Origin of the sequence: Mycobacterium sp. 1245111.1 (assembly GCF_001673405.1) — a bacterium.
In the GTDB taxonomy this organism is placed as follows: Bacteria; Actinomycetota; Actinomycetes; order Mycobacteriales; family Mycobacteriaceae; genus Mycobacterium.
In genome coordinates this window covers 161,654-173,461 of record NZ_LZLV01000153.1, presented here as the reverse complement: position 1 = coordinate 173,461, position 11,808 = coordinate 161,654, and the positions used below count along the sequence as shown (strand labels likewise).

Annotated in this window: 12 protein-coding genes; 5 read left to right on the top strand and 7 right to left on the bottom strand. The window is 68.8% G+C overall.

What is annotated here, in order from left to right; all coding sequences use genetic code 11:
* Both A5658_RS26190 and A5658_RS26185 read right to left on the bottom strand, forming a co-directional pair.
* Positions 1–685 (bottom strand): FAD-dependent oxidoreductase (locus A5658_RS26190; protein ID WP_156751656.1); only part of this gene is annotated, 685 nt, incomplete at its 3' end.
* Between the two features lie 61 nt (positions 686–746).
* Positions 747–2,153 (bottom strand): NAD(P)H-quinone dehydrogenase, encoded by a 1,407-nt coding sequence (locus tag A5658_RS26185; protein ID WP_067342235.1) that lies wholly within the window; start codon positions 2,151–2,153, stop codon positions 747–749.
* Positions 2,154–2,218: 65 nt separating this feature from the next.
* Here A5658_RS26185 and A5658_RS26180 point away from each other — a divergent pair, with 65 nt between their 5' ends.
* On the top strand, positions 2,219–2,698 hold the full coding sequence (locus A5658_RS26180; RefSeq protein WP_067342232.1) for a gamma-glutamylcyclotransferase: 480 nt from the start codon (positions 2,219–2,221) through the stop codon (positions 2,696–2,698).
* Between the two features lie 18 nt (positions 2,699–2,716).
* Here the strand turns inward: A5658_RS26180 and A5658_RS26175 are convergent, their stop codons facing one another.
* From A5658_RS26175 to A5658_RS26165, 3 genes are all read right to left on the bottom strand, one after another.
* Positions 2,717–3,886: an amidohydrolase gene (locus A5658_RS26175; protein ID WP_067342227.1), complete on the bottom strand. Its 1,170-nt coding sequence runs from the start codon at positions 3,884–3,886 to the stop codon at positions 2,717–2,719.
* Positions 3,883–5,067, bottom strand: coding sequence for a M20 family metallopeptidase (locus A5658_RS26170; RefSeq protein ID WP_067342226.1), 1,185 nt, complete (start codon positions 5,065–5,067; stop codon positions 3,883–3,885). The genes A5658_RS26175 and A5658_RS26170 overlap by 4 nt, the downstream gene beginning before the upstream one ends.
* Before the next feature lie 140 nt (positions 5,068–5,207).
* A complete protein-coding gene (locus A5658_RS26165) occupies positions 5,208–5,834 on the bottom strand; it encodes a TIGR03086 family metal-binding protein (protein WP_067342224.1) in 627 nt (208 codons plus the stop codon).
* 51 nt (positions 5,835–5,885) lie between these two features.
* Here A5658_RS26165 and A5658_RS26160 point away from each other — a divergent pair, with 51 nt between their 5' ends.
* Genes A5658_RS26160 through A5658_RS26150 form a run of 3 tightly spaced genes read left to right on the top strand, consistent with a single transcriptional unit; the run spans position 5,886 to position 8,688 of the window.
* A complete protein-coding gene (locus A5658_RS26160; protein WP_067342222.1) occupies positions 5,886–6,317 on the top strand; it encodes a MarR family winged helix-turn-helix transcriptional regulator in 432 nt (143 codons plus the stop codon).
* On the top strand, positions 6,307–7,107 hold the full coding sequence (locus A5658_RS26155; protein WP_197503229.1) for a purine-nucleoside phosphorylase: 801 nt from the start codon (positions 6,307–6,309) through the stop codon (positions 7,105–7,107). Before A5658_RS26160 ends, A5658_RS26155 begins: the two co-directional genes overlap by 11 nt.
* A 9-nt stretch (positions 7,108–7,116) precedes the next feature.
* Complete coding sequence (locus tag A5658_RS26150; RefSeq protein ID WP_067342221.1) at positions 7,117–8,688, top strand: phospho-sugar mutase; 1,572 nt, start codon at positions 7,117–7,119, stop codon at positions 8,686–8,688.
* A 1-nt stretch (position 8,689) separates the two neighbouring features.
* Here the strand turns inward: A5658_RS26150 and upp are convergent, their stop codons facing one another.
* Together upp and A5658_RS26140 are read right to left on the bottom strand one after the other, a co-directional pair.
* Positions 8,690–9,313, bottom strand: a complete 624-nt coding sequence (upp, locus tag A5658_RS26145) for a uracil phosphoribosyltransferase (protein ID WP_067342219.1) — start codon at positions 9,311–9,313, stop codon at positions 8,690–8,692.
* A gap of 28 nt (positions 9,314–9,341) precedes the next feature.
* On the bottom strand, positions 9,342–10,730 hold the full coding sequence (locus A5658_RS26140) for a PE-PPE domain-containing protein (RefSeq protein ID WP_197503228.1): 1,389 nt from the start codon (positions 10,728–10,730) through the stop codon (positions 9,342–9,344).
* Positions 10,731–10,977: 247 nt separating this feature from the next.
* On the opposite strand from A5658_RS26140, the gene A5658_RS26135 reads away from it, so the two are divergent.
* On the top strand, positions 10,978–11,796 hold the full coding sequence (locus tag A5658_RS26135; protein ID WP_067342296.1) for an alkaline phosphatase family protein: 819 nt from the start codon (positions 10,978–10,980) through the stop codon (positions 11,794–11,796).
* Positions 11,797–11,808 lie beyond the last annotated feature (12 nt).

Here is an 11,808-nt window from a genome sequence, read left to right as displayed (position 1 = left end):
CCTCGGTGATCGCGCCGTCCTCGGAGTCGCGTACCCGAACGCCGGTGACCCGGTCGCCTTCCCGCAGCAACGACACCACCTGTGTCGACGACCGCACCACGGCGCCGTAGTGCGCGGCGGTCCGCACGACCGTCAAGGTGTGGCGGGCGTCGTCGACGACGGTGTCGTAGTAGCGGATACCGCCGATCAGCGCACTGCGCTTCAGGCCCGGAGACAACCGCAGAGCGCCGGCACGGGTCAAATGCTTTTGCGCGGGAACGGATTTCGCGCCGCCGAGTTGGTCGTAGAGCACCAGGCCGGCGGCCGTGTAAGGGCGCTCCCACCACCGCCTGGTCAGCGGGTAGAGAAACGGCAGCGGCTTGACCAGATGCGGCGCCAAGGTGGTCAGCGACAACTCGCGCTCGAACAGCGCCTCGCGCACCAAACCGAATTCCAGTTGCTCGAGATAACGCAGCCCGCCGTGAAACATCTTCGACGACCGGCTCGACGTGCCGGAGGCGAAGTCGCGGGCCTCCACCAGCGCCACCTTCAGCCCGCGGGTCGCGGCGTCCAGGGCGCATCCCGATCCCACCACGCCACCGCCGATGACCACGACGTCGAACTGCTCGCTGCCGAGGCGCTCCCACGCCGAAGCGCGTTGCTCGGGCCCCAAGAAGCTCGCCGGGAGGCGATTCGGCTCGCTCACGGCACGGGTCTCCTGTCGGTTACTCGTCGGTAGGTCGCGGTCACAAGGCTACCTGGCTGGATTAATCCAGGTCGTCATGCGCCATCAGCCGTCGCGCCGCTTCGGTGATCGAACCCGACAGCGAGGGGTACACGCTCAGCGTCTGCGCCAGGTGGTTGACGGTGAGGCGAGTCTGCACGGCCATCGCGATCGGCAGAATCAGCTCCGACGCGATCGGCGCCACCACCACGCCGCCGATCACCACACCGGTGGCCGGTCGGCAGAAGAGCTTGACGAAGCCGTGCCGCAGGCCCGACATCTTGGCCCGCGCATTGGTTCGTAGCGGCAGCATGATCGTGCGGGCCTGCACCGATCCGTCGTCGATGGCCGACTGCGGAACTCCCACCGCCGCCAGCTCGGGCCGGGTGAACACCGCGGCCGCGACCGTCCGCAGCCGGATCGGCGTGACGGCCTCGCCGAGCGCATGCCACATCGCGATCCGGCCCTGCATCGCGGCGACGGAGGCGAGCGGCAGCAGCCCGGTGCAGTCGCCGGCGGCGTAGATGTTGGACACCGATGTCCGCGAAACCCGGTCCACGGTCAGGTAATTGCCACGCCCGAGTTCGATGCCGACGCGTTCCAGACCGAGGTTGCCGGTGTTAGGCACCGAGCCGATCGTCATCAGCGCGTGGCTGCCCTCGACGGTCCGGCCGTCGGCCAGGGTCACCAGCACGCCGGAATCGGTGCGGGTCACCGAGTCGGCCCGGGCGTTCTTGACGAGCCTCACGCCGCGCTCGGAGAAGATCCGCTCCAGCACCGCGGCGGCGTCGGCGTCTTCGTAGGGCAGGATCTGGTCGCGGCTGGCCACCACCGTCACGTCGACGCCCAATTCGGTGTAGGCGTGCACGAATTCAGCACCGGTGACACCGGAGCCGACCACGACCAGGTGATCCGGCAGCGCGTCCAGGTCGTAGAGCTGACGCCAGGTCAGAATGCGTTCGCCGTCGGGCCGCGCGGTCGGCAGCTCGCGGGGGCTGGCACCGGTCGCGATCAGCACCACGTCGGCGTCGTAGCAGCTCGTCGTGCCGTCCGGCGCGGTGGCCTGCACGCGGTGAGTGGCCAGACCGGGGGTGGTGTCGACCAGCTCACCCTTGCCTTCGACCACGTCGACGCCGGCGCCGAGCAGCTGTGCTTTGACGTCCGCGGACTGGTCGGCGGCCAGCCGTTTGACGCGCTGATGGATCTCGGGCAGCGAAATCTTGGCGGCCTCGATGTCGATGTCGAAGCCCAGATGCGGACCGCGGCGCAGTTCGGTGCGCACGCCGGTCGACGCGATGAAGGTCTTCGACGGCACGCAGTCGAAGAGCACCGCCGCGCCGCCGATACCGTCCGAGTCGATGACGGTGACGTGGGCGCTGCGTGCCGCCGCGACCAGCGCCGCCTCGTAACCGGCCGGTCCTCCCCCGATGATCACGATGCGGGTCGCCACGTCACATAACCTAACGAACGTTGCGGATATGCGCCGCGTCAGCGCACGCCGTTTAAGATTTCCCCGTGCCGCTCTACGCCGCCTACGGCTCGAACATGCATCCCGAGCAGATGCAACAGCGTGCACCCCATTCCCCGATGGCAGGAACCGGCTGGCTGCACGGCTGGCGCCTGACGTTCGGCGGGGAGGACATCGGCTGGGAGGGCGCCCTGGCCACCGTGGTCGAGGATCCGACGTCGAAGGTCTTCGTGGTGCTCTACGACATGACGCCGGCCGACGAGAACGCCCTGGACCGATGGGAGGGCGCCGAGCTCGGCATCCACAAGAAGATCCGCTGCCGGGTGGAACGGCTGTCGTCGGACACCACGACCGATCCGGTTCTGGCCTGGCTGTATGTGGTGGACGCCTGGGAAGGCGGTTTACCGTCGGCCCGCTACATCGGCGTGATGGCCGACGCCGCTGAAATAGCCGGCGCGCCAAGCGAATACGTGCACAAGATCCGCACCTGCCCGGCCCGCAACGTCGGCCCGGGCCACGGCGAATAGCCCGCGGCCAGCTGCCAGCTAGACGCGGGCGGACTGCTCGACGATGTTCACCATCAACCGCAGGCCGATGCCGAGCGCGCGCTCGTCGAGGTCGAACGTCGGCTGGTGCAGGTCCAGCTGTGGCCCGCGACCCGACCACACCCCTAGGCGGGCCATCGCGCCCGGCACTTCCTCGAGATACCAGGAGAAGTCCTCGCCGCCGCCGGATTGTTTGGTGTCGGCCAAGGCATCCGGGCTGATCGCCTCGATGGCATGGATGATGATGCGCGTCGACACCTCTTCGTTGACCACCGGCGGGACGCCGCGGTTGTACTGCAGGGTGTGCTCGACGTGCAGCGGCGCCAGCAACGACGTCACCGTCTCACGGACGATGTCCTCCATGCCCAGCCAGGCCTCACGGCTGGCGGTGCGGACCGTGCCGTCCAGCGTGCCGTGCTGCGGAATCGCGTTGGCCGCCACGCCGGCATTGACCGCCCCCCACACCATCACGGTGCTGTTGCGCGGATCGGTGCGGCGCGACAGCACGCCGGGTAGCCCGGTGATGAGCGTGCCCATCCCGTAGACCAGATCGCCGGTCAGATGTGGCCGCGAGGTGTGCCCGCCCGCGGAGGTCAGGCTGATATGGACCATGTCGGCCGCCGAGGTGATCGGGCCCGGCTTCACCGCGATCTTGCCGACCGCCAACCTGGGGTCGCAGTGCAAGGCGAAGATCCGGCCGACCCCGGTCATCGCACCGGCGGCGATCGTGTCGATCGCACCCCCGGGCATCAGCTCCTCGGCGGGCTGGAAGATCAGCCGGACACCGACCGCCAACTCCGGGGCGCCCGCCAGAGCCAGCGCCGTCCCGAGCAGGATCGCGGTGTGCCCGTCGTGGCCGCAGGCATGCGCGGCGTTGGGCATCGTCGAGGTGTACGGGGCGCCGGTCCGCTCGGCCATCGGCAGCGCGTCTATGTCGGCCCGCAGCGCGATGCGCGGCTCCTGGTCGGGGCCGAGATCGCAGGTCAGCCCGGTGCCGCCGGGCAGCACCTTTGGGTTGAGCCCGGCCTCGGCCAGCCGCTCGCCGACGAACTGCGTGGTGGCAAATTCCTGACGACCGAGCTCCGGGTAGCGATGGATGTGCCGCCGCCAGGCGACCAGGTCGTCGTAGTGCCTGGCCAGCCATGTGGTGGCGATGTCGGACAGGCTCATGACGCCGCCCGTTGTGCCTGCGCGGCCAGCACCCGGTCGCGCTGCTCCGGCGACTCGGCCAGCCGAACCACCGTGCGCGCCAACATGATTGCGCCGTCGACGACGGCCTTGTCGGCGCTGGGAGTGGCGCCCGCCGCGGTGAAGTCGGGCTGGTGCAACGACGCACCGCCCGCGTCGACGGCGACCATCGGGTGGATACCGGGCAGCAACTGGGTGACGTTGCCCATGTCGGTGCTGCCCAGGGGCACCGCCGCCTCATACTCCTTCGCGAGCGGCGAGCGGCCGAGCCGGGTCATCTCCTCGCGGACGGCCTCCGCCAGCCACGGGTCGGGATTGAGCGCGTCGTACATCGGTTCGGTCTGCTCGATGCTGTAGTCGCAGCCGGTGGCCACCGCGCCGGCCAGAAAGCAGTCGCCCAGTTTGGCTTCCAGGTCGGCCAGCGACGACGCATCGGTGGCCCGCATCGTGTACTGCAACTCGGTGTGCGCGGGGATGACGTTGGCCACGTACCCGCCCTGCGTGACGATGCCGTGCATCTGCTGGCCGGGGGCCAACTGCTGACGCAGCAGCCCGATCGCCACCTGCGCCACGGTGACCGCGTCGGCGGCGTTGATGCCCAGGAACGGCGCAGCCGAGGCGTGGGATTCCTTGCCGCGGTACGTCACCCGGATCGCGGACAACGTCAGCGACCGCGCAGCCGCGATGTCCACCGGACCCGGATGCACCATCACCGACACCGCCAGGTCGTCGAAGACTCCGGCGTTGAGCAGCAACACTTTTCCGCCACCGAATTCCTCGGCTGGAGTGCCGAGCAGCGAAACCCTCAGACCCAGTTCGTCGGCGACATCGGCCAGCGCCAACGCAGCACCTACCGCGGACGCGGCGATGATGTTGTGGCCGCAGGCATGACCGATGTCGGGCAGCGCGTCGTACTCGGCGCAGATGCCGACGGTCAGCGGGCCGCTGCCGAAGTCGGCGCGGAACGCGGTATCCAAACCGCCCGCCGCCGCGGTGATTTCAAATCCGCGTTCGGCCACCAGAGTTTGAGCCTTGGCGCAACTGCGGTGCTCGGCGAAGGCCAGCTCCGGCTCGGCGTGGATCGCGTGCGACAACTCGACGAGGTCGGTGCTGCGACGCCGCACCGTGTCGTCGACGCGATCGAGCGCCGGAGTGGAAGCCATCGTCGCAGTATCTCACCGCCGCGGCTCTCACATGTCGCGCGGCGTGCGTATGCGCTCTTCGGCGCGAAGCCAAGCCTGCGCCGGGACGAATCTCGCGTCATCCCACCCGGCGGTTCGCACCCGGGTGCGCCACGTCGTCGTCATGCGACCGCTGCCGCGGTCCACTGTGGTGACCGGCCGAGATGGGCCAGGATGCGATCGAAGTCGCTGGTCGAATCCACCGACGGGATGGCCGGGCCGAACGGCGCGTTCTCGATGGCACGGAAGTCGCCGTCGGGCACAAAGAACGCCAACGGCACCGCGGCCGCCAGCACGTCGGCGGGAAGCTCGTAGGACCGGCCCAGCGTGCGGGCCACATCCCAGCCGTGCACCACGTAGTCGATGTAGTGGAAGCCGATCGCCATCTCGCCCGGGAAGGACGCATCGGCCCCGAGTTCGGGCAGCACGAACGACGATTCGAGCACGCCGTCGCCCGCGAACGCGTCGATGACGTCAGCGGCGGCCGCCGCGTAGGTGCCACCGGGATCGACCGCCACTTCCTGGTCGACGGTGCCGGTCTGCCATACCGCCTCGTCGGCGCCGTGACCGCGTGCGGCGGCGGCAAATCCACGGTGCTGGACGGTCATGTGGGTGAGCAGGTCGGCGAGGTTCCAGCCGGCACAGGGCGTCGGCCTGGACAGATCGGCGGTGGTGACGGCCGAGACGACGTCGACCGAGGACAAGACAGCGATTCGATGCAAGGGTCGAAGATCAGTATTTATAGGCATCCGCTTATCGTATGCGCTCGCTTATTGTATGTCCAGCCTTATCATCGCCGGATGGTGCGAAAGGCCGCGCGACGGGACCTCGCGGAGATGCTGGCGGAGCTGGGTCGCCAGACGCTGGCCGCCGAGATGCCGGTGCTGGCGGCGCACGGCGTGTCGATGTGGGGCTATATCGTGCTGAGCGCCTTGGACCGCTCGCCGATCCGTACCCAGGCCGCGCTCGCCGAGGCGATCGGCGCCGACAAGACGCGCATCATCCCGACGCTTGACGAGCTGCAGGGCCACGGCTACATCGAGCGGATGCCCGACCCCGACGATCGTCGAGCACGCCTGCTGGCCATCACCGATTCCGGCCGCTCGATCAAGGACGCGGTGCAGGCGGACATCCAGCGCGGCGAGGAGCAGTGGCTGGGCCAGCTTTCCGCGATCGAGCGCGACGTCTTCCTGCGCGCGCTGGACCAACTCAGCAGGCGGGGTGCCGATTAGGCTGCCCACTGTGCTCGCAGAAACCGCAGCGCAGTTCATCGCCGACAAGGTCGGCATCGGCGAACACGACGTAGCGATCGTGCTGGGTTCCGGCTGGGCGCCGGCCGTGGCCGCCCTCGGCCCGCCGACCGCGATGCTGTCGATGGCCGCGATACCGGAATTCATCCCGCCGTCGGCGGCCGGGCACGCCGGCCAGGTGCTGTCGGTGGGCATCGGCAGTCACCGCGTCCTGGTGTTGGCCGGTCGCGTGCATCCCTACGAAGGCCATGACCTGCAGCACGTGGTCCACCCGGTGCGCACCGCGTGCGCGGCGGGCGCCCGCGTGGTCGTGCTGACCAACGCCGCCGGCGCGGTGCGAGAGGACTTAGCCGTGGGCCAGCCGGTGCTGATCAGCGACCACCTCAACCTGACCGCGCGGTCTCCGTTGGTCGGGGCCCAGTTCGTCGACATGGTCGACGCGTACGCGCCACGTCTGCGGGCGCTGGCCCGCCAGGTCGAGCCGGGGCTTGCCGAAGGCGTCTACGCCGGGCTGCCGGGCCCACACTTCGAGACCCCCGCCGAGATCCGGATGCTGCGCACGTTGGGTGCCGACCTGGTCGGGATGTCCACCGTGCACGAGACGATCGCCGCTCGGGCCGCCGGCGCCGAGGTGCTCGGAGTCTCGCTGGTCACCAACATGGCGGCGGGAATCACCGGCGAGCCGCTCAGCCACATCGAGGTGCTCGAGGCCGGCGCCGACTCGGCGGCCCGGATGGGTTCGCTGCTGGCCGACGTGGTCGCCCGGCTGTAGCGGGACCACGTGAATCCGGAGGACTGGATAGCGCACGACCCCGACCCCGTGACGGCCGCCGAACTCGCCCGATGCGGCAAAGACGAACTGGCGGAGCGGTTTTCCCACCCGCTGTCATTCGGCACCGCCGGACTTCGGGGCCCATTGCGCGGCGGGCCGGACGCGATGAATCTCGCGGTGGTGTTACGTGCCACCTGGGCGCTGGCGCGGGTGCTCGATGCCCGCGGACTTGCCGGATCGACCGTGATCGTCGGCCGCGATGCTCGACACGGGTCTGCCTCCTTCGCCACCGCTGCGGCTGAAGTGCTTGCCGCCGAGGGCTTTTCGGTGACGCTGCTACCCCATCCGGCGCCCACTCCGGTGCTCGCATTCGCCGTCCGGCTGACCGGCGCGGCGGCTGGAGTTCAGATCACCGCGTCGCACAACCCACCCGCCGACAACGGTTACAAGGTGTACCTGGACGGCGGCATCCAGATCGTCTCCCCCACCGACCGTGAGATCGAAAATGCCATCGCCGCGGCACCATTCGCCGACGAGATCGCCCGGACTTCCGTCGAGCCCGCCGACTCCACGCTCGTCGAGCAATACATCGACCGGGCCGCCGGCGTCCGGCGCTCGAGCTCGGGCCCGATTCGGGTGGCGTTGACCGCTCTGCATGGGGTGGGCGGCGGCGTGGCCGTCGAGACGCTGCGGCGCGCCGGCCTCACCGACGTGCACACCGTCGCGAGTCAGTTCACGCCCGACCCCGACTTTCCCACCGTCAGCTTCCCCAACCCCGAGGAACCCGGCGCCACCGACGCGCTGCTGGCGCTGGCCGCCGACGTCGACGCCGACGTCGCTATCGCGCTCGACCCCGACGCCGACCGATGTGCGGTCGGCGTCCCCACCACAACCGGCTGGCGGATGCTGTCCGGCGACGAAACCGGTTGGCTGCTAGGCGATTACATCCTTTCGCAGGCCAGCACGGCGAACGCCGTGGTGGCCTCCACGGTGGTGTCGTCGCGGATGCTCGCGGCGATCGCCGCGTACTGGGGCGCCCGACATGTCGAGACGTTGACCGGTTTCAAGTGGCTGGCCCGCGCCGACGCCGATCTACCCGGCAGCACGCTGGTGTACGCCTACGAGGAAGCCATCGGACATTGCGTCGACCCGGCGGCGGTGCGCGACAAGGACGGCATCAGCGCCGCGGTGTTGGTGTGCGATCTGGTCGCAACGCTCAGGCAATCGCGGCGATCGGTACTGGATGCGCTCGACGACCTGGCCCAGCGCTTCGGGGTGCACAGCGGCGCCGCGGTGTCGCGTCCTGTCTCCGACGCAGACCAGGCCGCCGCGCTGCTGCGCCGTCTGCGGGCTACGCCGCCCGACCGGCTCGCCGGATTCGAGGTCACCACAACGGATCTGCTGCCGAGAACGGACGCGTTGATCTTCACCGGCAGCGACGGCGATACGACGGCCCGGGTGGTGGTGCGACCGTCAGGCACCGAACCGAAGGTCAAGTTCTACGTCGAGGTCCGGTCCGGCGACCGTGGTCGTGCCGACGCGCTGCGCGATGAGCTCACGACCACCGTCAAAGACTGGTAGCTCAGCGCGGGCCGAACTGACGGTCGCCGGCGTCGCCGAGGCCGGGCACGATGTAGGCGTTGTCGTCGAGGCCGTCGTCGACCGCCGCGGTGAACAGGCGTGCCTGCGGCGCTGCTTTCTCCAGTGCCGCAATGCCTTCCGGGGCCGCGACCACACACACCACGGTCACATTGTCGGCGCCGCGCTGCTGTAACAGGCCGACGGCGTGCTTCATCGAGCCGCCGGTGGCCAGCATCGGGTCGAGCACGATCACCGGCCGGCCGGCCAGATCGTCGGGCAGCGACTCCAAATACTGTGTGGGCAACGCGGTTTCCTCGTCACGGGCGACGCCGACGAACCCCACCGACGCTTCCGGCAACAGCACCTGGGCCGACTCGACCATGCCGAGCCCGGCCCGCAGCACCGCCACCAACAGCGGCGGCGTGACGAGCTGCGCCCCGGCGGTTTCGGCCAACGGCGTACGCACGGTGACGGTTTGGCGTGGCACGTCGCGGGTCGCCTCGTAGACCAGCATCAGGGACAGCTCACCCAGGGCCACGCGAAATCCGGCGTTGTCGGTGCTCTCGTCGCGCAGGGCGGCCAGCCGCACCGCGGCCAACGGGTGGTTCACCACACGCACGTCCACGCGACGTGACCCTACCGTCTGCGCGCTCCTAGGCGCCGAAGAAGTTGAAGACGTCGAACCCGTAGCCGACCAGGTCGACCAGCGGCTGCCCGGAGATCAGCGGCGAGCCGTCGAAGATCACGTCCGGGGCCACCGACGGCATGCTAGCCGTCAGATCAGCCCACGACGTCAGCAGCGACACGTCCAGCTGGTTAGTCAGGTCGTATGGGGAGAGCAGGGCATCGACGAACGACGCGGGCAGTGGGGACTGCCCGGCATCGGCCAGCAGGTCGTTGATTGGGTCGATAACCGTATGCGCCGCAGCATATTCCACGCCGGCTAGCATCTGCAGCGGATCCATTTTGTCGAAGAAGCCGGCACCGTCGGACAGCGCCAGCTGGCCGTAGGCGTCGACCTGCCAGGGTCCGGCCACCCCGATCGGATCGGCGCCGGGGATCCCGACGCCCGCGTCCGGGTCGCCGGGATTGCCGTAGCCCCAGTTGTTCACCAGGCTCGCGAACGGGTTGAAGCTGTCGTAGAAGAAGCGCCCGGCCGGGCCGCCGTCGTACATGAACGCCAGCGACGGCAGCGGCGCGGGGATCGCGTAGAAGTTCGTGTCACCGATCTTGCCGAGGTCGATGATGTGGTCGACGTCGAGGTTCACGCCGGGATCGGGGTCGGGGTAGTAGGGGTGGACGGTCTCGATGCCGAGCAGCGCGTTGCCCACCGCGAACAGATTGAGCGGGTCGGACGGGAAGTTGGCCCAGCCGTCGTACTCGCCGATGTAGATGTCGGTGTCGATGCCGGTGGTCGGTGTCGGGTCCAGGCCCATCGGAATGCCGAGGAACGGAACGTGTTGCGGCTCAGGATCCAGGCTGAACTGGCCGACGCCATCCGGGAATTGGAAGCGGTCCAGGATGCCACTGACCGGGTTGTTCGGGTCAGCGAGCAGCGTGACGTGCAGGTTGTCCAAGTTGGGATCGTGACTGTTGATGAGTTCGTTCATCCAGACCGTGGCGACGGTCGCGCTCTGCGAGTAGCCGAGCACCGAGACTTCGTTGGTGCCCGCGTCCAGCGCCAGCTTCGGAGCGCCGTTAAGCGCATCGACGCCTTTGGTCACCGAATCCCCGAAGTTCAGGTTGTCCTGTGTCGGCGAGCAGATGATCGGGCAGAACTGTTCTGGAGTCTCCAGCGCCTGGTAGCTGTAGCCCGACGGCAGGTAAAGCTGCTCGACGCTGCTCAGGTAGTTCGAGTCGGGTAACGGGTTGCCGGTGCCGCCCATGATCCAGCCCTCGTTGGCGACCAGACCGACCTCGGCCATCAACGCCCGCACCCCGGACTGGAAGGCCGGTGTCATGCTCATCGCGGTGGCGCACGCGGCCGCCGCCATCACGACACCCATCGAGCGAGTCCGCGCAGCCGTCATCGCAACCGTCATCGCAAACCTCCATGCCCGCGGACGGCACCCCCGACCCTGCGTGGCTGAATCGTAAGGGGGCCCGCCACGCAATACGGCAAAGTTGTAAAAATTTCTCAGGAAAGCCGAGAACGACACGGCCCCGCGCGTCCCGACTGGGCCTCCGAACTGCTCATATACTGCCGCCATGCAACGCCGACCGGCCCGCACGGGCAGGCGAGATCGAGCGCTCAGCCTGTTCGGCGTGCTGACGGTCGCGACCGCGGCGATGTGGTGGCCGACCCCGCCTCACACGGGTGACGAGCCGGTCGACATGACCGCCGCGGCGGTCCCGACCCCCGCCCACGTCGTGATCGTGGTCGAGGAGAACCGCTCGCAGTCCAACATCATCGGCAACAAGGCGGCCCCGTTCATCAACCAGCTGGCCGCCGGCGGCGCGATGATGTCGCAGTCCTTCGCCGAGGTGCATCCCAGCGAACCCAATTACTACGCGTTGTTCGCCGGCGACACCCTGGTCAAAGACAACGTCTGCCCGGTCAACGCCGGCAACCAACCCAACCTCGGCTCGCAGCTACTCGGGGCCGGCTACACGTTCGTGGGCTTCGCCGAAAGCCTGCCCGCGCCGGGCTCCGAGGATTGCCGGGCGGGCAAATATGCCCGCAAGCACGTGCCATGGGCCAGCTTCACCAACATCCCCGCGAACCGGTCGCTGCCGTTCTCCGCGTTTCCGGCGCCGGCGAATTACGCCAGCCTGCCGACCGTCTCGATGGTCATCCCGAACCTCGACAACGACATGCACGACGGGTCGATCGCGCAGGGCGACCAGTGGCTGTACCAAAACCTCTCGCAGTACGCCTCGTGGGCGCGGGCCAACAACAGCCTGCTGATACTGACCTGGGACGAGGACGACAACACGTCGCGCAACCAGATCCCGACGGTGATCTACGGCGCCGGCGTCCGGCCCGGCACCTACGACCAGACGATCAGCCACTACAACGTGCTGTCCACCCTCGAGCAGATGTACGGGCTGCCCAAGCTCGGCTACGCGACCAGAGCCCCCGCGATCACCGGCATCTGGGGTGCCTGACCCCGGTCCGGT